Below are 21,284 nucleotides of genomic sequence, written 5' to 3'. Positions count from 1 at the left end.
ATATATGCGATACTACTATTTGCAAATTAGCGAGAATAATACAATTTTACAAGTGATCGACACGTTTGAAGAACAAGAAAATATGGTAGCGTTGACGCTAGAAGAATACGAAAAAGCACAACAGTACAATAAGTTCAACACAGAAACTAGGGAATTCAGCGAGTTAAAGCCAATTTCTGAACCAAAACCAAGTGAATTTGAAGCCTTAAAACAAAGGTTACAATCAACAGAAGATGCTTTATTATTTATCATGGATATGATGGGAGGAATGTAAGATGTATGGATTTATTTTAAATATGTGGGTTATGAGAAGAATTAATGAAACGAAGGTAAGAAGTTATGTCCCTTTGTATATTACAGAAGAAGAAGCAAATATGATTTTAGCAACGCCGCAAGTATAAACAAATAATCATTTTTTAAGGTCCGTAGAGGGCTTATTTTTATGCCCTCTTTTAACAGAAATTATAAGATGGGAGGCAATGAAATGAATAAGATCGGCTCAAAGTTGATGTGCAAAATTAACTTTATGACAATAAAAAAGAACGGTACACGTTCTATAGAAGCAACTTGTACCAAACGTTCAGAAGTATCAGTGATTATAAATTGTTAGAAGCCTAATTGTCTTGCTGCATATTGCGCGCCGGCTTCACTTAGCATATCTTCCCATGACTCAAATTGAGTTACTTCGGAGATATATGTATCTAATTCATCATCAGGAATAGCTTCAAAGTCCTCAGGAGAATTTACAACAAATGGACTTTTTTCAAATAGTTCATCAATACTTGAAAATTGAGTGCAAGATGCCATGAAATCCTCAACGAATAAATCTTCAAAAGTAACTTCATGTTCGCCATCTAAAGCTTCAGCTCTATCTGCCAGATCTTGGAGGCCTTTTTCAAATTCATCTAAACCAGTAAGTTCAAAACTCATATTATCATCACCTTTCTTTTGTATTTCAGCTTGGTCGAGCTGATAAATTAATTATAGGAGAATAGGAAAGATATTTCAAATAATTTTAAATTATATAACAGCAAGTAAGGAGAGTGATGTAATGCAAATAAGTGGCACAGTAGTTGCATTTGTTAGTTTATTCGTCGGTCTATGTTCTATTGCGAGCTTTATAATTGGACAATCAAAAGGTGCAAAAACCGAGAAAGAAAAGATTGCAAAAGAAAGTTTAGAATCTGGTGAGGAACGGGGAGGATTAAAGACAGACATAAGTTATATCAAGCGAGGAATAGAGGACATCAGAATTGATATGAGAGCGCAAGAAAAGGTAAATATGGACTTTCGTGTGGAACTTACAACAGTAAAAGAAAGTGTTAAGTCTGCACACCATAGAATTGATGAACTTGGAAAGAGGAGTGAATAGCATGAATGAAACCGAAAGCATTGCAAGCATTATCCGGGAGTACATCACAGTTGAGACATTTTATACAATCCCCTTTTTAATGTGGCTCGGTATGGTCCTAAAGAAAAGTAAAAAGATTGATGATAGCCTTATCCCAGAAGTGTTAGCTTACATAGGCATTGCTATTTCAACTATGGCTTGCCTAAGTATGAATAAGCCAGATGATGTAATGAGGTGGGTACTTCTTTTTGTAACAGCAATAGGACAGGGTTATTTTGCCGCGGCAGCGTCTGTTATGCTTCATCAGATCTTGAAGCAAAGAAAAGCATTTAAAATATTAAAAACATTTGATGGAGGTAGTGAAGATGATAGAAATTAGTGGATTAACTTTAATTTTAATAAGGGCGGTATTGCTGGTATTTGTTGGCTTAGTAACTTATATTTTAGTACCATGGTTAAAGACGCTTAAAAATGAGTGGTATGTAGCTGCAGCAGTAAAAGCGGCTGAGTTTATTTATAAGAAAGCTGTGAAAGCTGGTCCTGAGAAGCGAAATTATGTTATCGCATGGCTACAAAAGAGAGGTATCCATATAGATCAAGAAACATTGGATATGCTTATTAATTCAGTTCTTCAGGAAATAGATAAAAAACCAAAAGAACAAGTAATAAATATAGGGAGTGTGATCAAGAATGAAAATACTAATTGATCCAGGACATAGGAATAACTCTTTAGATTATGGAGCAACTGGTAACGGCCAGAAGGAATCTGCACTTGCATTACAAATATCAAAACGACTCAAGTTAGAACTGGAGAAACACAAAATAATATGCTTCTTAACAAGGGAGTCTGAAGAAGATACAATAAGTGTATCTGAAAGACCTAGAAAAGCGCAAGCTCTTGGAGTTGACTTACTTATTAGTATACATATTAATAGTGCTGCCAATATATCCGCAAACGGGATAGAAGTCCTGTATAAGCATGAGAATATCCTAGGTAAAAAATTATGTGATGCCATGTGCAGAGTTACTGGTGCGAACAACCGTGGGGCAAAACTAAGGAATGATTTAGGAGTTTTGAATGGGTTTAGAGCATCTGTTTTAGTTGAATGTGGCTTTATTTCAAACTATAGGGACTGCACATTATTAAAAGATAACATTTACCAGGAGAGAATTGCTAAGGCTATAGCAGATGTTATTGTATCTGAATATAAGATAGTTGTTACTCAACATGATGTGCCGCTTATTAATGCGGTATCAAAATTAGTAAGGTCCGGAGTTAACATTAATGAGGCTTCATGGAACAATATTGATAGAATGAATCTTATGTATGCACAGGCATTAATTGAAAAGATAGGTGCGCTATTTGGAGCTACAAACTATTTTGCGTCTATAGATGCGCTTGTTGAAAAAGGCATTATAGGACAGCGCAAGATCTGGGATGATAAACAATTTAAAACTGAATACATTAGGAGCCTGCTCATAAAAGTAGCTTCGAAAATTTAAAGGTAGGGCTACGGCTCTGCCTTTTTTTGGCTTTCCAAAAGAAGTTTTTTCAGTATCTTTTAAAAAATATTTATATCATAATTGCTCAGTTTTTTAGAAATGCAAAAAGTAACATTCCCAGATACATTCATGATCTTCAGTTGGGTCAAAGAATCTCGTATTTTCAACGTTTATAAACATTTGCCATGACCAATGGTTGTTACCAATAAAAAAGAATAGAAAAAGAGTAGAAAGAGCATCATGTTTCTAACATATTGCTAAATCCAATTTAAAATGATTTTTTTAATCCAATATCAGTTTTGTTATATTTTTCGATTACGACGGTATCCTTTAATTATACGACCAAATAAGTCTAAAAAAATCAAAGGAGGAAAAATTATGTTGAGAAAAGTATATACAGCAGAAAAATGGTTAAAGGTTAATAGAAGAAATAAGGAGTTGTTGGAAGACTTTGTTTTAGAGATGAAAAGCAATAAAAAAAGTCCAGAAACAATTAAGCAATATGCAGCAGATCTAAAAATGATATTAGTGTACATACATGATGAACTTGATAACAAAGACATATTACAATTAAATAAAAAAGACTTTCGCCGAATCAAAATGTGGTTCTTAGATGAAAGAGAGGTTTCCAGTGCGAGATGCTGCAGAGTTATGAGTGCACTTCATAGTATGCTAGATTTTGCAGAGGACGATGATGACTATGACTATGAATACAATAAATCCAAGAAAGTCAAAGGTGTACCTAAAAAAGCTGAGAGAGAAATTATATTCCTAACTGATGAACAGATAAGCAAAATCAGGAAGCATTTAATTGAGAAAAAGAAGTACAAGCTATTAGCACTTACTGATATCTATTACGATAGTGCTGGCAGAAGAAAAGAAGTATTGCAAATTAAAAAGAGAGATTTACTTAACAGAAATTATACGAATATTGTAGAAGGCAAAGGGGGAAAACAATTCCCTCTTTTATATTTCTCAAGAAGCAAAGAGAGCCTTAAACTTTATTTAGATACCAGAACGGATGACTATGATAGCCTTTGGGTATGTTATGAAGGGCAAGAGCGCGTTAGGCCAGCGAGGTACAGCTCATTATATGAATGGACTATGACACTTAGAAAAATCCTTAGTGAAATAGAGGGTAAAGAAATAAAAATTACACCTCATAGCTTCCGCCATAGCGCCATTGAGAATATGAAGCGTGGCACTCACTACATATGCAAAGAACTTAAAAGAGAGAAAGGATTCTCCTTAGAGGAGCTTAAGGTCTATGCTCATCACGAAGACACCGGAACTACAGAGTCATATTTGAAAAATGATGAGGCGAATGTACTATCAAACATGTTTAGCATTAAATTGGATTAATGCTAATATCTATACGAGGAAAGGACCCAAGCATCTAATTGCTAGGGTCTTTTTTTATTTCGCAAATATCGGAAAGTTGACACTCAAAATGTTGGCATATAGTATCCAGAGCATGGCTGCTTATATATTTATTCTTACTTATTTTTGCTGTAACAGTAGTATGTAAGCCTACGACATCATTAAGATATCCTTTTTTTAAGTTTTTTCTAGCTAACATAACTCGTAAAGGTGTATAGTCAAACATTTTATCCCTCCTTGTTTACTATAGTATACTGTAAATATTTTACAAATAAAAGTTATCTTCAATAAAATGTATTTAAATTTCACATATATGAAATTTTTGTGCATATAAATTATTATAGCTACAAAATAGCCAGAAACTGTACAGGAAAGGGAGGTATTATGGATAAACACATTTATATTTCAAATGAATTAGTCGGTAAGGTGCTTAAAAATAGTAGTAATGCTAGCGAACTAATTGTAGAGGCAATTTTATATTTTCTAGATGCTATTGAATCAGGAAATATGAATCAAAGGGAAGTTAATCGTATATTCGCAAAAAAATTAATTAAATTCGAATAGGGTAAGGCCGTTGGCGTCGCACGTCGGCCGCGTTATTCGTCATTCGCTCCAACTTCACTCGCTCATTTCCTCATAGGCACACATAAAACAGTTTATCCATAGCTTGATAATACAATGTTTTACTATACAAACGGTTTGAATAGTTGGTTTGAATACCTAAAGGAGGTAACGTAGATGTCTAAATATGGTCGTACACACAATAATCCATATGAAGTATTAGAGGGTTTAATCAAAGGTTGCCATGAACTTTACAAAGCCACACACCCTGAAGAGGAAGATGAGTATGAATATGAGAAAGGTGAAGAGTCATATCTAAATGAATTTTTAAGAGAGTCTGGGAAAGTTGGGAAAGATATAGTTAGATCATTTTACGATATAGTTATAAAGGGGAAGTAGCAATGAGCAAAAATAAAGAAAATGATTATGAAGCATTCGCGTATATGTTTCTCGGTGGAGTTGGTAGCCTGGCCCTATCAGCAACTTTCCCATTCCTTTTAGTTCCTGGCGTAGTAGCTACAGTCGGAAGTGTCGGGTTAGCATTTTGGGAGAACTTTGAGTTTAAACAAAACAAAATGTGGGAAAATATAGGGCTAGTCACAAAAGATGAGAAGGTGCCTATTTGCATTAAAACTATTAAAACAGACGTAGGAGAGCAGAAAGTCTATTATGTACCTGCTGGATTATCAGGAGATCAGATCAAATCAAAACAAAATGAAATAGAAAATGCTCTAAAGAAAAAAGTTAAGATAGATATAGCTGATAACTTCAATGTGATTATACAGACATTTCATAAGGCATTAGGTGCATTATATAAATTCACAACAGATCATCTTCAAAAGGATTTGATGAAGTTTTCAGCAGGATATAGCCAAAGTATTAAAGGTGAAAATATAGAAGTAATAGACCTTAATTCTAGTGACTGTCACATGCTCATATCAGGGACTACTGGAAGTGGAAAAAGCGAGCTATTAAGGCAGTTGCTAGTACAATTTATATTGCAAACAAAAGGACTTATAGCAAAAGGCGAGCTATGGATAGCAGATCTAAAAGGTGGCGTAACAACTAAATTATTTAGTAGAGCCAGTAATTGCACTAGGTATACTATTTTCCAAGAAGATACTATACAGATGATGCAAGAGCTGCATGAGATAATGATGAAGCGATATATAACATTGAACAATGGAAATTGTGTTGATTATAAAGAGTATAATGCCAAGTTTAAAAAATCACCTATGAAACCTATAGTTTTTGTTATAGAGGAATATAGCCTGCTATTCAATAATAAAGCTGCAGCAGAACTATTATTCTTGCTCTTAAACCTTAGCAGAGCCGCAAATATAAGCGTAATATTAACTATACAGAGGCCTGACTTCAAAACTTTAGACACGCGTATTAAGGCCAATTTGCGCACTACAATATGTTTCAAAGTTAAATACGATGTAGATTCAGAGATAGTGTTAGGCCATGGCAATTATCTTGCCAGCAGAGAACTTAAAACAGCTCCACCAGGTCGAGGCATCCTCAATGATGAAAAACATGATGATATTATATTCCAGAGCCTTTATATGACTACAAAAGAAATAGAGTGCACATTAAAAGAGTACCTAACTAAAAAAGCTACATTTAGTACCTATCAGAATCAGGCAAAAGAAGCACCTAATGAAGATCTTAAAAAGGCTACTAAGGATGATATTAAAAAGATAGAAAGTCTTGTTTAGGGGGTGATTTCGTTGCTTACCGAGAGAGATAATAAAGCACTAGAATTTATAAAAAAGAATCCTTGCCGTAGTGATATTATACACATACTATTTTATCCATCCTATAGAGTAGCAATGTACCGACTTGAAAAGATGGTTGATGAAGGGTATTGCAAGCGTTATAGGGAAAATCCTAATGCAAAATACTTTTATTATACTGGGAATAAACCTCGACAAATAGAACATATGGATATGGCAGCACGTTCTATCCTCTGGATCCGAAGCAAGGGATATGAGGTGCTTAACTTTAGGCGAGAGGTCAAACTTGATGGTGCCAGACCTGATGCAGTGATAGGAATACAAAAAAGCAATGAATACGGGGTATTAATGATAGAGATAGAGAGATTCAACAACACCTTAAATAAAAAAATCTCCATATACGAAAAAGTATATAGAGAAAGAAAGTATTTTAATTCATTCAAGATATTATATGTATGTAGCAAAAAAGTTAGAAGCCCGGTTGTACCTATAATTTGTATAAATCCTAAAGAATTCTTTTAAAAATATCTTTAAAAAAGAGAGAGCCATACCGTAATAATCTCTCTCTTTTTTTGTAATCGAATTGTAATATTTTTGAGTTATATATTTTTAAAACCAAGGTATACTAATATTAAGTAGAAAAAATTAAACAGAGAATCCACTCATATTAAGAAACCTACCTGTACTTATACCGTAAGAAATCTATAAACAATCTGAAATCATATTCAAGTTGTCCTTTAGAATTATCCTTTAAATTAAACCTCTTTTTTAAAAGAATTAAAATATCATCCACGTCATCAGTAAAAAAGCTTATGATATCAACATTGAGTGCGGCAGCTATGTTCTCCAGGAGTTCAATTGTTATTGCCGTTTCACCATTTTCATACTTTTGTAACGATGACCGTGTCACCGAAATCATATCAGCCAATTGCTGTTGAGTCAATTTTTTATCTTTTCTCATCTCTTTTATTTTAGTACCTATATCCATGCAATCACCCTAGATGAGTATAGCAATAATAGATGCTGTAAACTGAAAATGCTAATTAATATTGTGCGTAATAATATATATGCTCAACAATATTGAGCGTATTGTATTGAAATTAATACACATTTTTCTGAAAAAATGTCAAAAAATGATAGCAACTCTATTTGTTAAATGTTAAACTTAATGCAACTAGATCTAGCCACTTAAGTGTAAATGTACATTAACTCAAAAAATAGAGTCTTGTTTAAGCACATTATAATTTAGGAGGTAGTTTGCTATGCATAAAATACTAGATTGTGATGGGGTTACAATTTACTTGCACTGTGCAGATCTAAGTATACACAATGGATTTGTGTATGTAGCTGTTCCGAACGTATATGATATTGTGATCAATAACAATATCGAGGATACTATTAGAACGGCTATGATTGATCAACAATGTCAGTACATATTGCAAAATCGCCCCGAAGAGTTTTATAGTTTATAAATCAAAAAAGCAGGACAAAGTTATTTGTTCTGCTTTCTATCTATAATAATTATCATACAGTTCATTCAATTCAACAGATAATACATTCGCAATTTTTGAGAGTTTTTCAATACTTGGATGAGTATGCCCTCTCTCATATCTAACCAGCGTATTTTTGCTAATACCTGCCATATTAGAAAAATCACGTCTATTTATATCTAGCGCTGTTCTTCTAGAATATATTTTATAACCTGTTGAGGCTTTATTTTTATCATAATCATTGGTAATATACTTAATATCTATATTCGTGTTCAGATACGCACTTGTGTAGGGGTTGCATTGAGTATGGCCACTTCATCCATTTCCATGATGTCTTTCCATTTAATATGATGCTCATTAAATAAGTCTCTTAACTCTTGATTTAAAACACTGCCTAGTACATAGCTATTAGCGGCTTCTAAAAAGAACTGCTCAATCGAAATATAAAGATTGCTAAGTGGTGTATAGACGCACTTGTTATCCTTTGAAAAGGGTATAGGGCCGATAATATATGGACAGTTTTTTATTTCACTTAGGCAAGAGCATACCTTAACCTCTTTTGGAATATCTGGATGATTAATCCCATAGACAGAAACATCTATTCCTTTTTCAATAAGAAGCTTACATAATCGTACAAACCTTAAGTCGCCTCCGATTATGGCAACTGAAATATTACTCATGTTTCATTCCTCCAGCCTACTTTAAATGTCTGTAGTATAGAGTATGAGAATTCTTAAATGATTGTGCTTGTATTTATTTATTAGTGATCTGAGAAATGTTTTTTAGCATAATAGAGATTGTTCCATCAGGATTATTAATAAATTCAATATAGTCAGGGTTTTTAAATAAAGGTGTTGGAAATTTAATTTCTATACCGGTATCAGTTTTTAAACGGTGAGAATTAAACTTATTAGTTAACTTAGTATCAGATATTTCAAGCGTAGTTTGAGCTATGCCAAACTCTTCTAGTTTTTCCATGCAATTTTCGTAAACTTCTTCGTCCTCACCAAATGTTTTGTGTAGAATTTCCTGAATAGGGAGTGACTGAGTTTGAGAAAGGCTTTCAGATATGTTGTTTTTAAGTTCAGACAGTGCTTCAATTTTATTATCATAGTGTGTTTCTATTATTTCTGCTGTAACTTTTTCAACGACCTGTAAAGTTTCTTTTACAGACAAAGCTTCTGTTACATCTAAAAGCAAAGGTAAATAGTTGCTCTTAGACTGATCTAGTAGAAGTACCTCCAGCGACTCAAGATTGATAACAACACCTTCTTCTATTTGTTTGTTTCCCGACGGAAAGATCCCCTTATGCTTAATAATTTTTGTACAAACACCCTCTGAATTTGTTTCCACATGATGCGTATAGGCTTCTTTATAGTTGAGTTTTAGTATACCAATAAATAAAACATTATTAAGTGTAAAGTGCGTAATAATTAAATCTCCAGCAGGAATATTACCATATTCATTCATATAGCGGTAATACTTTTGAGCAATACTGCATGAGACGGTATAAAAATTCTCGTCTTGTAGTGGTTCATTTAACAGAGCTCTAAGATCAGAGGATTCGTTAAACGAGACTTTGGAGCTGGCCGTATTTTCAATTATTTTAATTAAGTGTTTGGTAATGAAGGACTCTGTTTCATCATCAAGTACTAATAAATTCGTGGAAAAAACGGGCATATGTAATGATAAATCTAATACGTGAATAATTGTATGATTAAAAGTTATACTCATAAAGAACCATCCTTTATTATTTTATGAAATAAGCACCTATACAGATAAGTGATTAAACCCGTATATATTTTACTAGAATTAAGTCAGGATGTACAGGGATATTACATCTATGTTAAATGGGCAAGGCTGTGTTATAATACTAATGCTGTATAAAAAACTATTTTATATTATAGAAGATTATAATAGAGGATAAGGAGTTAGTGTTGTGGAGAAATATAAAACATCAAGAGTCTGTTCATCAGAGATTCATTTTGAAATTGAAGATAATATTATTAAAGAGGTTTCATTTGTTAGAGGCTGTGCAGGTAATGCTTTAGGTATTTCGGCCTTAGTTAAAGGATTAAAGCCCGAAGAGGCAATCGCGAAGCTTAAAGGCATTGACTGCAAAGGACGGGGCACCTCGTGTCCAGATCAACTGGCTAGTGCTTTAGAAGCATATATTAATAAGTAGACATAGTCTACTTTGGAAAAAAGGTTAATATATATAGTGAGAAATATTAATATTGAAAGGACATAAACTTATGAATATCATTGTCCAAAAATTTGGTGGAACTTCGGTTGCAACAGATGAAAGCCGTGAAAGGGTTGTGGGGAAAGTTATTGCTGCAAAAACGGCTAGAGACTTTCCAGTTGTTGTTGTGTCAGCTATAGGTAGAAAAGGATCACCTTATGCGACAGATACCTTACTTGATTTTGTTACTTCCCATGTAGGAAGTATTATGGATAGAGAATATGATCTATTGCTTTCATGCGGTGAAATAATTGCTGCAGTGGTTATTGCAACATTGCTTACAAATAAGGGTTATAAGGCAAAAGCATTAACAGGCGGTCAAGCAGGTATTATAACAGATACGCATCATAAAAATGCAGATTTACTCTATACACATCCAGACCCCATTTTAGCTTGTATCGAACAAAATACAATCCCAGTCATTGCAGGATTTCAAGGTATGAGTAAAGACGGGGAGATTACAACGCTTGGTCGTGGAGGCAGCGATACAACCGCGGCATTATTAGCAGCGGGGTTAAAAGCTAGCCGCATCGAAATCTATACAGATGTAGATGGTATTATGACAGCAGATCCTAGAGTTTGTGATAAAGCAAAAATTATTCCTGCGATAAGTTATAATGAAGTTTTTCAGATGGCTGACAGTGGGGCTAAGGTTATTCATCCACGAGCTGTTGAGTATGCTATGCGTAGCAATATTCCACTAATTATAAAAAACACCTTTACAGACGAAGTAGGAACTTGTATTACTCAAATGGCAAAAATTGTTAATGGTAAGAATAATCATCATCTTATTACAAGTATTGCCCATAGAAGTGACAGAGTACAGTTTACGATTCAGGATATTGAAGTAGATGATCAACATTTATTAGATCTTATTGCAACACAAAATATTAGTATTGATCTTATTAACATCTTTCCGCAGTATAAAGTATTTACAGTAGACAGGCAACATCAAGCAGCACTCGAGACATTATTAAAAAATAGTCATCATCAGTATACACTTTTAGAAGATTGTGCAAAAGTCACTGTTATTGGAGAAAGAATGACAGGCGTCCCCGGTGTAATGGCTAGAATTGTAAAAGCGCTTCAAAAAGCACATATCGAAATTCTTCAGACAGCCGATTCTTTGACAACCATAGGCTGTTTAATCAGGCAAGATAATGTAAGCCGTGCGGTTAGTGCGCTGCACGATGAGTTTTTGCTTTAAATTTTTGGCAAGTTATGGGCATATTGTTTAAGTGTAAATAGGGTATGAAGATACAGTTTTTTTTGCATACTAAGCTTAAATACTATGCGAAAGGAAATAACTATGTCTAAGAAAAAAGAAAATTTAGATAAAGATGAAAACCAAAACAAAGACGATAATGTGCAAGAAGACAATAATTCCAGTGATGCCATTGAGAGTATCAAAGAACTTGGTCAGCTGCCCTCACATGCTGCTGAAGAAGAAAGCCCTATTCACTGTCTGACTATTATCGGGCAAGTAGAAGGTCATGTCAGCTTGCCTCCTCAAAATAAAACTACAAAATATGAGCATCTTATTCCTCAAATTGTAGGACTATGTGATAATGCCAAAGTTAAGGGGGTGCTTGTTATTTTAAATACAGTAGGAGGAGATGTTGAAGCAGGGCTTGCACTTGCAGAACTTATTGCATCTGTTAGTAAACCAGTTGTTTCTTTAGTTTTAGGAGGTGCTCACTCAATAGGTGTACCTATTGCGGTTTCTTCAAATTATTCTTTCATTACCCCTACTGCAACTATGACCATTCACCCTGTTAGAATGAATGGTACCATTATAGGCGTGCAGCAAACCTTTGAGTTTTTCGATCAAATGCAAGAAAGAATTGTAGCCTTTGTTTCTAAAAACTCTCATATATCTGAATCACGTTTTAGAGAACTAATGTTAGATGTTGGTAAACTTGCGAGAGATGTAGGGACTATATTAGTTGGTAAGGAAGCTGTAGAAGAAAAGATAATTGATGAAGTAGGCGGATTAAGGGAGGCTATGGCAAAGTTACATGAATTAATAGAAGCAAGTGAAGGTGGTCAGACATGATGTACTACTCCGTTGCGCCAATTTATGGACTAGAAGAAACAATTGAGTATGCAGAACTTGATTATAATGGGTATTCTGTGTTAGCATGTAAAACGTGCGAGGGATATATTCTAGAGAGAATTTTCTCTACAAATCCTAAAGATTACCTACGTGAAGACCTAAAACCTGGTAAATTACTCGAAAATAGCCTTATCAAACAAATTATTAAATGATATAATAATAGATGTATGCAAATGCACACATCTATTATATTTTTGATTTTTATTTTACAATAATGTACATACATATAAAGGGGTTACTTACAAATGGATAAAGTATCACAAAAGAAAAGGCCGAAGACAAAAAAAAGAACTTCAAAAAAAAGCAATTCTCAGAATAAGATGCAAAATGTATTGCCTGAGCCTATTTCTAAAGAAATTATAGGTGTAGGTGTCATAGGACTGAGTCTATTGATACTTATTGGTTTGTTTGTTGAAAATTCTGGAATAGTTGGAGAAATGATACGTACCACTTTTATAGGAATGTTTGGTATAGGGGGCTATATCATACCCCTGTCTGCAGGTTTGATTGGCATATTTTATATACAAGGCAATCAGCAAAGAATTGTTAAGATGCTAGGCTATGTAGGATCTCTTGTAGTGCTGATTACACCTTTATTTCATGTCATTTCATTTGGAGAGGATATTTCTGCTGTATTATTAAGTACTTATTATATAAAACAAGGTTCATGGCTTAATGGAGGATTGATGGGGGCAGCTTTAGCTTATTTATTATTAAAGCTTATTGGGCTGTATGGTACCTATCTAATCCTTATTATTTTATTAGGCATATGGTTAATTATGGTAACTAAATTCCCTATTTTTTCATGGATAAGTGACAAAATAATCCAATGTATTCAATTTATACGAGAAAGCTATCAAGTAAAAAAACAACGTCCTCGCAAACCAAAAGAAAAAAAGATAATTATTGCCCCTGCTATAGAAGAGGCCTTACAGGCTATTAATCAAGAAGACATAGAACCTATACAAGTCTACGATTCAGAAAGTTACATAGACTCCACAAAAGAAGTGTTTAACAGTGATTTAGAGATTAATCACACAATTAATACTACTAGTTCTCCTATTAGTCCTATTGTGGTGGAAGAAGAGGAATTAGAGCAAATAGATGTTGCATCACATACTGCAGAAGATCCTAAAGAATATACATTCCCTAGTATAGAACTACTAAGTAAAGGGCAAATAATCCATAATAAAGATGCCTCCAAAAAATCTTTAAGCAATGCCAAAAAACTTGAAGAGACACTTGAGAGTTTTGGGGTTGAAGCAAAAGTAGTGCAAATACATAGAGGCCCTTCTGTAACACGCTATGAGCTTCAGCCTAAACAAGGAGTAAAAGTAAGTAAGATTGTTAATTTAGCAGATGACATTGCACTTAATCTTGCTGCTCCTAATATTCGAATTGAAGCACCTATTCCAGGAAAAGCAGCAGTAGGCATAGAGATTGCAAATGATGCAAGTGAAATTGTTTACTTAAGGGATGTTATTGATACAGATAGATTTTTGGCTTTTCCTTCTAAGCTCGCATTTGCTCTTGGTAAAGATATTGCAGGTAAACCCATTATAGCAGATATTGCCAAGATGCCGCATGTACTTATAGCCGGTGCTACAGGCTCAGGAAAAAGTGTATGTATTAATACACTTATTACGAGTATTCTCTATAAAGCAAAGCCTAATGAAGTTAAACTCATTATGATAGATCCTAAAGTGGTGGAACTTAATGTTTATAATGGTATTCCACATCTTTTGATCCCAGTTGTAACAGATCCTAAAAAGGCAGCAGGTGCTCTTTGGTGGGCCGTTAATGAAATGACTAAAAGGTATAATCAATTTGCTGAAAGTAATGTAAGAGATATGAAGGGATATAATGATAAAGTGGCCGATGAATCTCTTAAATTACCTCAAATTGTTATTATCATTGACGAGCTTGCTGATCTTATGATGACAGCTGCTAAAGAAGTTGAAGATGCTATTTGCAGGTTAGCACAAATGGCTAGAGCGGCGGGTATTCATCTTGTTATTGCTACTCAAAGGCCATCTGTTGATGTTATTACAGGTGTTATTAAAGCAAATATTCCATCGAGGCTTGCATTTGCAGTATCTTCTGGCATAGATTCTAGAACCATATTAGATACAAATGGTGCTGAGAAACTACTTGGCAAGGGAGATATGTTATTTAATCCGATTGGTGAATCAAAGCCTATACGTATTCAAGGTGCATTTATCTCAGATAAAGAAGTAGAAAGTATTGTAAAAAGTGTTAAAACTGAAGAGGTTACTTATGAAGAATCTGTGATGCAAACCCTTGAAACTTCAAATATACAAGTTAATATGGAAGAGGAAGAAGATGAACTTGTAGAAAAAGCAATAGCTTTTACTGTAGGTAAAGAAAAACTTTCTATTTCTATGCTTCAACGCTATTTTAGAATAGGATTTAACCGAGCAGCTAGGTTAATGGATACCCTGGAAAGTAAAGGGATCGTAGGTGCAGACGAAGGCAGTAAGCCAAGAAAAGTTTTATAAAATACATTTGATAAGGAGAATTACAATGAAAACGGATATTCAAATTGCTCAAGAAGCAAAACTTAAGCCTATAACTCAGATCGCAGAACTCGCAGGGATTGAGCTTAGTATGGTAGAACAATATGGACAGTATAAGGCGAAACTAAGCTATGCATTATTGGACCAACTTAAAGAGAAAAAAAATGGTAAGCTTGTTTTAGTTACAGCAACTAATCCCACCCCAGCAGGTGAAGGCAAAACAACAATTACAGTTGGTCTTGGTCAAGCGCTTTGTAAAATAAACAAGAATGCTATTATAGCGCTTCGGGAACCTTCACTTGGTCCATGTATGGGCATTAAAGGTGGTGCAGCTGGTGGTGGTTATGCACAAGTTGTTCCTATGGAAGATATAAATCTTCATTTTACAGGTGATATTCATGCTATTGGGGCTGCAAACAATTTACTTGCTTCAATGATAGATAACCACATTCACCATGGTAACACATTGGGTATTGATCCTCGAACAATTACATGGAAAAGGTGTGTAGACCTGAATGACCGTGCATTAAGAGAGATTGTTGTCGGTCTTGGAGGTCCTGTTAATGGCATGCCAAGACAAGATGGCTTTATGATTACAGTAGCATCAGAAATTATGGCTATTCTTTGTCTGGCAAATGACATGATGGATTTAAAAGAAAAGATAAGTAATATCATTATTGGCTATACGTATACGGGTGAAGCTGTTACAGCACGGGATTTAAATGCCGAAGGCGCTATGACAACCCTTTTGAAAGATGCTATTAAACCCAACCTTGTACAAACGCTTGAAAATACACCTGTAGTTATGCACGGTGGACCGTTTGCTAATATTGCTCATGGCTGTAATAGCGTGATTGCTACTAAACTAGCTCTTAAGCTTGGGGACATTGTTGTAACAGAGGCAGGATTTGGAGCTGATCTAGGGGCTGAGAAATTCCTAGATATAAAATGCAGAAAAGCTGGACTAAAACCAGATGCAGTAGTCCTTGTAACTACAGTGCGTGCTCTTAAATATAATGGTGGTGTTGCTAAAGAAGACCTAAAAGAAGAGCATATAGATGCTTTAAAGGATGGTTTTGCTAATCTTGAAAAACATATTGAAAATCTCCAAAAATACGGAGTTCCTGTTGTTGTAACACTTAATGCTTTTGTGACGGATACAGAAGAGGAGATTAATTTTATTAGATCTGCCTGTGAAGCTAGAGACTGTAACTTTGCTGTTGCAAATGTATGGGAAAAAGGTGGTGAAGGCGGTATAGAACTTGCCCAAAAACTAGTAGACGTACTTGAGCATAAAACAAGTGAATTTAAATTTTTATATGAAGATCATTTGTCTATTGAAGAAAAGATTACTACAATTGCTAAAGAAATATATGGTGCAAAAGAGGTTGTGATTGAGCCTAAAGCTAGAAAAGTACTGGATAAAATCAATACACTGGGACTTTCACACCTGCCAGTTTGTATGGCCAAAAATCAATATTCGTTATCAGATGATCCTAAAGCACTTGGAAAACCTCAAGGTTTTACAACAACTATAAGAGAAATTAGAATATCTGCTGGCGCAGGATTCATTGTTGCACTTACTGGCAGTGTAATGACAATGCCAGGGCTACCTAAAAAACCTGCAGCAGAACTTATAGATATTAATGAAAAAGGTGTTGTAACAGGATTATTCTAATAAAGAAAAGAGGGGATAAACATATGAATACACAAATAATAGACGGCAAATCAATTGCTCAAAGTATAAAAGATGAATTAAAAATGAAAGTTCAGACTTTGAGAGAACAAGGTATTACCCCTGGACTTGCAGTAGTCCTTGTAGGGGAAAATCCAGCCTCACAAGTTTATGTAAGCAATAAGAAAAAGGCTTGTGAATATATAGGTATGAAATCTTTTTCTTACGAACTGCCTTCAGAAACCACTGAAAAAGAAGTATTGGATTTAGTAGAAACATTAAACAACGACAAGAATGTGCATGGTATTTTAGTACAACTTCCTTTACCTAAACATATGGATGAGCAAAAAATTATTCTTAAAATAGATCCCCTAAAAGATGTAGATGGTTTTCATCCGCAGAACGTAGGAGCTCTTAGTATTGGTCTTAATGGACTAATATCCTGTACGCCTGCTGGTGTTATTGAACTGCTTAAAAGAAGTCAGATTGAAATTGCCGGAAAGCACTGTGTAGTAGTAGGCAGAAGTAATATCGTTGGAAAGCCTGTGAGTTTACTTCTGCTTAGAGAACATGCTACAGTAACAATCTGTCATTCAAGAACTAAGAATTTGAGTGACGTCCTTAAACAGGCAGATATTGTTATCGCTGCAGTAGGCATTGCTAAGTTTATTACTGGCACTATGTTAAAATCAGAGGCAGTTGTTATAGATGTAGGCATAAACAGAGATGAAAATGGCAAACTATGTGGAGATGTAGATTTTCAATCTTGTCAGGGGGTAGCAAGTTATATTACCCCTGTTCCAGGTGGAGTAGGACCGATGACGATAGCTATGTTAATGCATAATTGTGTATTAGCTGCCACAAATCAGGAAGGAGTATTAAATTGAATTATTTAGTTGCTTTTGTATCACTAGGATGTGATAAAAATTTAGTAGATAGTGAACACATGTTAGGGATACTTCATCAAGGTGGTTACACACTTACTGGCGATGAAGCGCAAGCGGATGTTTTAGTTGTAAACACTTGCTGTTTCATAGAAGATGCAAAAAAAGAAAGTATTGAAAATATTTTAGAAGTTGCAAGATATAAAGTGGATGGACGATGTAAAGCTTTGATTGTAACAGGTTGTATGGCACAGCGTTATAAACAGGAAATTTTAGATGAAATACCTGAAGTAGATGCACTTGTAGGTACTACCTCTTATGATCAAATTGTAGAAGTTGTTAATCAAGTATTAAATGAAAAGGGGATTAGACCTCAGAACTTTGATATTTTAGACAAGGAATTTGTCGAGGAAATGCCTAGAATTCTTACAACAGCAGGGTACTTTGCTTATGTAAAGATTGCAGAAGGTTGCGATAATCATTGTACTTATTGCATTATTCCTCAGCTTAGAGGAAAGTACCGCAGCCGTCAAATGCATAAAATTAAGCAAGAAGTCGAAAAATTAGCAAAAGACGGTGTATCAGAAATTATATTAGTTGCACAAGATACAACAAGATATGGTTGTGACCTTAAGGATGTATCACTTGTTAAGCTTATCCGCGAAATATCAAATGTTTCAGGTATTGAATGGATAAGAATTTTATATTGCTATCCCGAAGGCATTACAGATGAGCTTATCGATGAAATTAAAACAAATCCTAAGGTTTGTAAATATCTGGATATGCCTATACAGCATGCATCTGATCCTATTCTTAAACGAATGGCTAGAAAGAGTACAAATGCTTATCTTAAACAAGTACTTGATAAACTGCGTCAAGAAGTCCCTCAAATTGCAATTAGGACCACACTTATTGTAGGCTTCCCAGGGGAAACCGCCGAAGATTTTAACACGCTGTGTGATTTTGTAAAAGAAATGCAATTTGATAGATTAGGGGTATTTACTTATTCTCAGGAAGAAGACACGCCAGCGGCTGCATATGAAGATCAAATTGATGAAGCTGTTAAACAAAAAAGAAAAGAAGTACTTATGACCGTTCAGCACAGTATTTCAGAAAAATTAACCCATCAAAAAATTGGACAGGTTATGGAAGTCATTATTGAGGGGAAATTGACTGATGAAGATGTTTATATTGGCCGTACGTATCAAGATGCACCGGATATAGATGGACAGGTTTTTATTCATTATTCTGGGCAATTAATATCTGGGGATTATGTCAATGTACACATAGTTGATGCAAATGACTATGATTTGATTGGAGAGATAGTAGATGAACATAGCAAATAAATTGACGCTTCTTAGGGTTATTTTAGTTTTTGTCTTTATGGGAGTTATATGGATGCCGATGGTATCTTTTGAAACTTCCCTTTGGCTGGCACTGTGTATTTTTATTGTAGCAAGTTTAACAGATTTTTTAGATGGCTATTTAGCTCGGAAACTAAACTTAGTAACGAATCTCGGAAAGTTTATGGATCCTTTAGCAGATAAAATGCTCGTTACTGCGGCTATGATCGCTATTGTTGATAAGGGTTATTTGCTCCCTGCAGGGATTTTGCCTGCATGGATAGTTGTTTTTATTTTGCTTAGAGAATTTATTGTTTCTGGTATTCGTCTAGTAGCCGCTGCCGAAAATAAAATCATCGCCGCTAACTATTTAGGGAAAGTAAAAACTGTTATACAAATGCTGATGATTATTATTTATTTAATCCCAATTGAATTTCCTTTTATTAAAGGGTTAGCCATAACACTCGCTTATTTAGCATTACTTCTTACTTTGATTTCTGGACTTGAGTATATGTGGCAAAACAAACATATTATAAAGACTAATGAATAGAAATACCTCATCAAAAAAAACATCTTCTTATTTTTTTAGGAAGATGTTTTTTCTGATTAATCCCTGATTATTTCTACAGTATCTTTATAGATAATAAGAGGTATATAGGGATTTACTTTTTTAATTATAACATCTAAAATAGCAAAGATTTCACCATGGGATAAAAATTGGGCATTGGCGATATGCGTATAAATTATTTCATCAATAATTTTTTTATCACGCAAATCTTCTAAACTATTAAAATTATCATTTAATAAATAGGAAGCTAGTTTACATAAATCCTGTGTTTTTATGTTGTCATTTAAGTTGTGTATAAATGCTTTGCACTCATTTGAAATGGTATAAGATGAATAGGAGCCCAACAACGTCAAGGTATTATTAATTGTTTTTTTAGTATGTTGTCTGCTGTCCAAATCATAAAAAGTATATCCTAGGCTAAAGAAACCTTTACTTCTCAGATCATGAATGTAGGGATAGTACCAACTTTCATTTAAAGTGCTTTTTGGGAGCTCAAGTCTCTTAAAGCCATTAAAGTTATAAATATATTTATAAAAAAGAGCTAAATCTTTATAAGATTTATTGAGCTTACTCATACTTATATGGTTTCTAAGACTATAATCTATTGCTACAATACCATTTTCAGCCATTGACATGAGAACAGGTATTGTCCTAGCACTTCCATGAGCCATGATATCAAAACTTGCACTTCTCCCAATTACTAAAAGATTTTGAATACCTTTAGGAATCATACAACCTAAAGGAAGGCTGTATAGACATTTCCCGCATAAAGCATTGCCATATTCACCTTTTTTGGAAGCTTGAAGATCCATGGGATAACTTCCATAGGCAATTGTATTTGGAAAATCAGTATGTTCAAATACATCATTGCTTGATAATGTATCTTCTCCAACTATGCGCACCCCTTCTCGAATGTATAATTTATCTGCAATTTTATCTAAAGAAGCTTTTTCAAACCCTGGACAATGTTTTGAAAGATATTTGATGATCTCAGGAAGTTCTTTTTTAGCTAAAAGATAGGCTTCATCTACATCTTTTTTGTGGGAAGGATCTACATCGAATATCAGCAATGCATTTACTACAATGCTATTGTCATTTTGTCTTGATAAGTTTAACCCTCTCATTTGAAGTCTATCATGACTTGTCGGACATTGATACATTATATTAAATCCCCAGGCAGCATTTCTTTTAAATCCGGTGCGTATATCGTCATCATTGTCTAAATAAGAAATAATCTGATTCCAATCAGCATTTTTTACTGAAAAAATCAAAGTGGCTGCTGCACTTGTATGCGGTTCACCAAATTCTGAGCGACCTTTTTTATAGGGTATTCCGAGTTTTCTGCTAAATGAAGCTTCACTTGAACCATCAACTATAAAGGTGCCATATAATTTTTGAACTGTATTGCCTAAGGTATAATTAACACCTACTAATTGATCTTGACTCACAATAGGGGCAAGGTTCTTTGCATTATAAATTACGTTAATGTGATAATCTTTAATCACTTGATAAAAAAATGCTTCAGTAAGTTTAAAATCAATATTGTACCCATTACTGCAGGCCTTCAGAAAATCTTCAAAGAAACCGCTATGAAGTACTTTGTTATTTTCATTAAAGTTAATATCTAATGCTGTAAGCATGCCTTCTATAAAAAGGCCTCCTAAACGGCTAGATTCGGTTATTAAAGTAACATCATACCCTAATTTGCTAGCTGTAACAGCTGCCGTGATGCACTCAGGTTCACTTCCTATAATAATTATTTTATCCGACGTCAATCCATGTATAGTAAAGTAATTCAAGATGCTAAAGCATCCTAGAATACATATAATTAAAAATTTCTTCACTGTTTGACCTCCTATTTTTCTGCTTATATAAGTTAGGATATACAAATA

The 21,284-nt window shown here is 34.3% G+C and carries 29 protein-coding genes; 22 read left to right on the top strand and 7 right to left on the bottom strand.

Going from position 1 to position 21,284, the window contains the following annotated elements; genetic code table 11:
* Window positions 1-4: 4 nt before the first annotated feature.
* From BN3326_RS03645 to BN3326_RS22495, 3 genes are all read left to right on the top strand, one after another.
* Window positions 5-274 (top strand): hypothetical protein, encoded by a 270-nt coding sequence (locus BN3326_RS03645; RefSeq protein ID WP_069997742.1) that lies wholly within the window; start codon window positions 5-7, stop codon window positions 272-274.
* A 1-nt stretch (window position 275) separates the two neighbouring features.
* Entirely contained in the window at window positions 276-401 is a 126-nt protein-coding gene (locus BN3326_RS22500) for a hypothetical protein (RefSeq protein ID WP_255363176.1), read from the top strand.
* Between the two features lie 83 nt (window positions 402-484).
* Complete coding sequence (locus BN3326_RS22495; RefSeq protein ID WP_255363175.1) at window positions 485-610, top strand: hypothetical protein; 126 nt, start codon at window positions 485-487, stop codon at window positions 608-610.
* Here BN3326_RS22495 and BN3326_RS03640 read toward each other — a convergent pair.
* Entirely contained in the window at window positions 607-930 is a 324-nt protein-coding gene (locus BN3326_RS03640) for a hypothetical protein (protein WP_069997741.1), read from the bottom strand. The two genes, BN3326_RS22495 and BN3326_RS03640, sit on opposite strands and share 4 nt — an antisense overlap.
* 121 nt (window positions 931-1,051) lie before the next feature.
* On the opposite strand from BN3326_RS03640, the gene BN3326_RS03635 reads away from it, so the two are divergent.
* From BN3326_RS03635 to BN3326_RS03615, 5 genes are all read left to right on the top strand, one after another.
* Window positions 1,052-1,372, top strand: a complete 321-nt coding sequence (locus BN3326_RS03635) for a hypothetical protein (protein ID WP_069997740.1) — start codon at window positions 1,052-1,054, stop codon at window positions 1,370-1,372.
* Between the two features lies 1 nt (window position 1,373).
* The gene (locus tag BN3326_RS03630; protein ID WP_069997739.1) at window positions 1,374-1,730 is read left to right on the top strand and encodes a phage holin family protein; all 357 of its coding nucleotides are present in this window, start codon (window positions 1,374-1,376) and stop codon (window positions 1,728-1,730) included.
* Window positions 1,717-2,058 (top strand): phage holin, LLH family, encoded by a 342-nt coding sequence (locus BN3326_RS03625; RefSeq protein ID WP_069997738.1) that lies wholly within the window; start codon window positions 1,717-1,719, stop codon window positions 2,056-2,058. The genes BN3326_RS03630 and BN3326_RS03625 overlap by 14 nt, the downstream gene beginning before the upstream one ends.
* Complete coding sequence (locus tag BN3326_RS03620) at window positions 2,042-2,854, top strand: N-acetylmuramoyl-L-alanine amidase (RefSeq protein ID WP_069997737.1); 813 nt, start codon at window positions 2,042-2,044, stop codon at window positions 2,852-2,854. Before BN3326_RS03625 ends, BN3326_RS03620 begins: the two co-directional genes overlap by 17 nt.
* 378 nt (window positions 2,855-3,232) lie before the next feature.
* The gene (locus tag BN3326_RS03615; RefSeq protein WP_069997736.1) at window positions 3,233-4,216 is read left to right on the top strand and encodes a tyrosine-type recombinase/integrase; all 984 of its coding nucleotides are present in this window, start codon (window positions 3,233-3,235) and stop codon (window positions 4,214-4,216) included.
* Between the two features lie 34 nt (window positions 4,217-4,250).
* Here the strand turns inward: BN3326_RS03615 and BN3326_RS03610 are convergent, their stop codons facing one another.
* Window positions 4,251-4,460, bottom strand: a complete 210-nt coding sequence (locus BN3326_RS03610; protein ID WP_069997735.1) for a helix-turn-helix domain-containing protein — start codon at window positions 4,458-4,460, stop codon at window positions 4,251-4,253.
* 158 nt (window positions 4,461-4,618) lie between these two features.
* Between BN3326_RS03610 and BN3326_RS03605 the strand changes: the two genes are divergently transcribed.
* The 4 genes from BN3326_RS03605 to BN3326_RS03590 all read left to right on the top strand — a co-directional run bounded on the left by BN3326_RS03605 (window position 4,619) and on the right by BN3326_RS03590 (window position 7,056).
* The gene (locus BN3326_RS03605; protein ID WP_069997734.1) at window positions 4,619-4,798 is read left to right on the top strand and encodes a hypothetical protein; all 180 of its coding nucleotides are present in this window, start codon (window positions 4,619-4,621) and stop codon (window positions 4,796-4,798) included.
* A 174-nt stretch (window positions 4,799-4,972) separates the two neighbouring features.
* Window positions 4,973-5,194 carry a hypothetical protein gene (locus BN3326_RS03600; protein ID WP_069997733.1) on the top strand — a complete coding sequence of 74 codons (222 nt, stop codon included), beginning with the start codon at window positions 4,973-4,975 and terminating at the stop codon, window positions 5,192-5,194.
* 2 nt (window positions 5,195-5,196) lie between these two features.
* Window positions 5,197-6,516 (top strand): FtsK/SpoIIIE domain-containing protein, encoded by a 1,320-nt coding sequence (locus BN3326_RS03595; RefSeq protein WP_069997732.1) that lies wholly within the window; start codon window positions 5,197-5,199, stop codon window positions 6,514-6,516.
* A gap of 12 nt (window positions 6,517-6,528) precedes the next feature.
* Window positions 6,529-7,056 carry a hypothetical protein gene (locus BN3326_RS03590; RefSeq protein WP_069997731.1) on the top strand — a complete coding sequence of 176 codons (528 nt, stop codon included), beginning with the start codon at window positions 6,529-6,531 and terminating at the stop codon, window positions 7,054-7,056.
* Window positions 7,057-7,210: 154 nt separating this feature from the next.
* On the opposite strand, the gene BN3326_RS03585 is transcribed toward BN3326_RS03590, so the two are convergent.
* On the bottom strand, window positions 7,211-7,522 hold the full coding sequence (locus BN3326_RS03585) for a helix-turn-helix domain-containing protein (protein WP_069997730.1): 312 nt from the start codon (window positions 7,520-7,522) through the stop codon (window positions 7,211-7,213).
* 274 nt (window positions 7,523-7,796) lie between these two features.
* Here BN3326_RS03585 and BN3326_RS03580 point away from each other — a divergent pair, with 274 nt between their 5' ends.
* Complete coding sequence (locus BN3326_RS03580) at window positions 7,797-8,006, top strand: hypothetical protein (RefSeq protein WP_069997729.1); 210 nt, start codon at window positions 7,797-7,799, stop codon at window positions 8,004-8,006.
* Window positions 8,007-8,042: 36 nt separating this feature from the next.
* Here the strand turns inward: BN3326_RS03580 and BN3326_RS22840 are convergent, their stop codons facing one another.
* The 3 genes from BN3326_RS22840 to BN3326_RS03570 form a co-directional block, all read right to left on the bottom strand.
* Complete coding sequence (locus BN3326_RS22840) at window positions 8,043-8,228, bottom strand: helix-turn-helix domain-containing protein (RefSeq protein WP_442857198.1); 186 nt, start codon at window positions 8,226-8,228, stop codon at window positions 8,043-8,045.
* Between the two features lie 68 nt (window positions 8,229-8,296).
* Entirely contained in the window at window positions 8,297-8,704 is a 408-nt protein-coding gene (locus BN3326_RS03575; RefSeq protein ID WP_069997728.1) for a dipicolinate synthase subunit A N-terminal domain-containing protein, read from the bottom strand.
* Window positions 8,705-8,777: 73 nt separating this feature from the next.
* Window positions 8,778-9,758, bottom strand: a complete 981-nt coding sequence (locus BN3326_RS03570; RefSeq protein ID WP_069997727.1) for a nucleoid-associated protein — start codon at window positions 9,756-9,758, stop codon at window positions 8,778-8,780.
* 205 nt (window positions 9,759-9,963) lie between these two features.
* On the opposite strand from BN3326_RS03570, the gene BN3326_RS03565 reads away from it, so the two are divergent.
* The 9 genes from BN3326_RS03565 to pgsA all read left to right on the top strand — a co-directional run bounded on the left by BN3326_RS03565 (window position 9,964) and on the right by pgsA (window position 19,374).
* Window positions 9,964-10,209, top strand: coding sequence for a TIGR03905 family TSCPD domain-containing protein (locus tag BN3326_RS03565; protein ID WP_069997726.1), 246 nt, complete (start codon window positions 9,964-9,966; stop codon window positions 10,207-10,209).
* 70 nt (window positions 10,210-10,279) lie between these two features.
* Window positions 10,280-11,476 carry an aspartate kinase gene (dapG, locus tag BN3326_RS03560; protein WP_069997725.1) on the top strand — a complete coding sequence of 399 codons (1,197 nt, stop codon included), beginning with the start codon at window positions 10,280-10,282 and terminating at the stop codon, window positions 11,474-11,476.
* 102 nt (window positions 11,477-11,578) lie between these two features.
* Window positions 11,579-12,325 carry a ClpP family protease gene (locus BN3326_RS03555; protein WP_083258493.1) on the top strand — a complete coding sequence of 249 codons (747 nt, stop codon included), beginning with the start codon at window positions 11,579-11,581 and terminating at the stop codon, window positions 12,323-12,325.
* A complete protein-coding gene (locus tag BN3326_RS03550) occupies window positions 12,325-12,537 on the top strand; it encodes a YlzJ-like family protein (protein WP_207646303.1) in 213 nt (70 codons plus the stop codon). Before BN3326_RS03555 ends, BN3326_RS03550 begins: the two co-directional genes overlap by 1 nt.
* 93 nt (window positions 12,538-12,630) lie before the next feature.
* Window positions 12,631-14,904 carry a DNA translocase FtsK gene (locus tag BN3326_RS03545; RefSeq protein ID WP_083258492.1) on the top strand — a complete coding sequence of 758 codons (2,274 nt, stop codon included), beginning with the start codon at window positions 12,631-12,633 and terminating at the stop codon, window positions 14,902-14,904.
* A gap of 25 nt (window positions 14,905-14,929) precedes the next feature.
* Window positions 14,930-16,600, top strand: coding sequence for a formate--tetrahydrofolate ligase (locus BN3326_RS03540; protein ID WP_069997722.1), 1,671 nt, complete (start codon window positions 14,930-14,932; stop codon window positions 16,598-16,600).
* A gap of 23 nt (window positions 16,601-16,623) precedes the next feature.
* Window positions 16,624-17,484, top strand: coding sequence for a bifunctional methylenetetrahydrofolate dehydrogenase/methenyltetrahydrofolate cyclohydrolase FolD (gene folD, locus BN3326_RS03535; protein ID WP_069997721.1), 861 nt, complete (start codon window positions 16,624-16,626; stop codon window positions 17,482-17,484).
* Window positions 17,481-18,827: a 30S ribosomal protein S12 methylthiotransferase RimO gene (rimO, locus tag BN3326_RS03530; protein WP_069997720.1), complete on the top strand. Its 1,347-nt coding sequence runs from the start codon at window positions 17,481-17,483 to the stop codon at window positions 18,825-18,827. Before folD ends, rimO begins: the two co-directional genes overlap by 4 nt.
* Window positions 18,811-19,374, top strand: a complete 564-nt coding sequence (gene pgsA / locus BN3326_RS03525; RefSeq protein ID WP_069997719.1) for a CDP-diacylglycerol--glycerol-3-phosphate 3-phosphatidyltransferase — start codon at window positions 18,811-18,813, stop codon at window positions 19,372-19,374. The genes rimO and pgsA overlap by 17 nt, the downstream gene beginning before the upstream one ends.
* A gap of 56 nt (window positions 19,375-19,430) precedes the next feature.
* Here pgsA and BN3326_RS03520 read toward each other — a convergent pair whose 3' ends face one another.
* Window positions 19,431-21,236, bottom strand: a complete 1,806-nt coding sequence (locus tag BN3326_RS03520; protein WP_069997718.1) for an FAD-dependent oxidoreductase — start codon at window positions 21,234-21,236, stop codon at window positions 19,431-19,433.
* Window positions 21,237-21,284 lie beyond the last annotated feature (48 nt).

The organism is Cellulosilyticum sp. I15G10I2 (assembly GCF_900095725.1).
Lineage (GTDB): Bacteria > Bacillota > Clostridia > Lachnospirales > Cellulosilyticaceae > FMMP01.
Note: the sequence above shows the minus strand (reverse complement) of the source record. Positions and strands in the feature narration are given on the sequence as shown.

Coding starts and splice junctions, on each gene's coding strand:
- BN3326_RS03550 (WP_207646303.1), top strand. CDS start 12,325: ATGTACTACTCCGTTGCGCCAATTTATGGACTAGAAGAAACAATTGAG.
- BN3326_RS03545 (WP_083258492.1), top strand. CDS start 12,631: ATGGATAAAGTATCACAAAAGAAAAGGCCGAAGACAAAAAAAAGAACT.
- BN3326_RS03625 (WP_069997738.1), top strand. CDS start 1,717: ATGATAGAAATTAGTGGATTAACTTTAATTTTAATAAGGGCGGTATTG.
- BN3326_RS03570 (WP_069997727.1), bottom strand. CDS start 9,758: ATGAGTATAACTTTTAATCATACAATTATTCACGTATTAGATTTATCA.
- BN3326_RS03540 (WP_069997722.1), top strand. CDS start 14,930: ATGAAAACGGATATTCAAATTGCTCAAGAAGCAAAACTTAAGCCTATA.
- BN3326_RS03585 (WP_069997730.1), bottom strand. CDS start 7,522: ATGGATATAGGTACTAAAATAAAAGAGATGAGAAAAGATAAAAAATTG.
- dapG (WP_069997725.1), top strand. CDS start 10,280: ATGAATATCATTGTCCAAAAATTTGGTGGAACTTCGGTTGCAACAGAT.
- BN3326_RS03600 (WP_069997733.1), top strand. CDS start 4,973: ATGTCTAAATATGGTCGTACACACAATAATCCATATGAAGTATTAGAG.
- BN3326_RS22495 (WP_255363175.1), top strand. CDS start 485: ATGAATAAGATCGGCTCAAAGTTGATGTGCAAAATTAACTTTATGACA.
- BN3326_RS03595 (WP_069997732.1), top strand. CDS start 5,197: ATGAGCAAAAATAAAGAAAATGATTATGAAGCATTCGCGTATATGTTT.
- BN3326_RS03580 (WP_069997729.1), top strand. CDS start 7,797: ATGCATAAAATACTAGATTGTGATGGGGTTACAATTTACTTGCACTGT.
- BN3326_RS03610 (WP_069997735.1), bottom strand. CDS start 4,460: ATGTTTGACTATACACCTTTACGAGTTATGTTAGCTAGAAAAAACTTA.
- BN3326_RS03605 (WP_069997734.1), top strand. CDS start 4,619: ATGGATAAACACATTTATATTTCAAATGAATTAGTCGGTAAGGTGCTT.
- BN3326_RS03640 (WP_069997741.1), bottom strand. CDS start 930: ATGAGTTTTGAACTTACTGGTTTAGATGAATTTGAAAAAGGCCTCCAA.
- BN3326_RS03630 (WP_069997739.1), top strand. CDS start 1,374: ATGAATGAAACCGAAAGCATTGCAAGCATTATCCGGGAGTACATCACA.
- BN3326_RS03620 (WP_069997737.1), top strand. CDS start 2,042: ATGAAAATACTAATTGATCCAGGACATAGGAATAACTCTTTAGATTAT.
- BN3326_RS22500 (WP_255363176.1), top strand. CDS start 276: ATGTATGGATTTATTTTAAATATGTGGGTTATGAGAAGAATTAATGAA.
- BN3326_RS03645 (WP_069997742.1), top strand. CDS start 5: ATGCGATACTACTATTTGCAAATTAGCGAGAATAATACAATTTTACAA.
- BN3326_RS03575 (WP_069997728.1), bottom strand. CDS start 8,704: ATGAGTAATATTTCAGTTGCCATAATCGGAGGCGACTTAAGGTTTGTA.
- pgsA (WP_069997719.1), top strand. CDS start 18,811: ATGAACATAGCAAATAAATTGACGCTTCTTAGGGTTATTTTAGTTTTT.
- BN3326_RS03615 (WP_069997736.1), top strand. CDS start 3,233: ATGTTGAGAAAAGTATATACAGCAGAAAAATGGTTAAAGGTTAATAGA.
- BN3326_RS03555 (WP_083258493.1), top strand. CDS start 11,579: ATGTCTAAGAAAAAAGAAAATTTAGATAAAGATGAAAACCAAAACAAA.
- BN3326_RS03635 (WP_069997740.1), top strand. CDS start 1,052: ATGCAAATAAGTGGCACAGTAGTTGCATTTGTTAGTTTATTCGTCGGT.
- folD (WP_069997721.1), top strand. CDS start 16,624: ATGAATACACAAATAATAGACGGCAAATCAATTGCTCAAAGTATAAAA.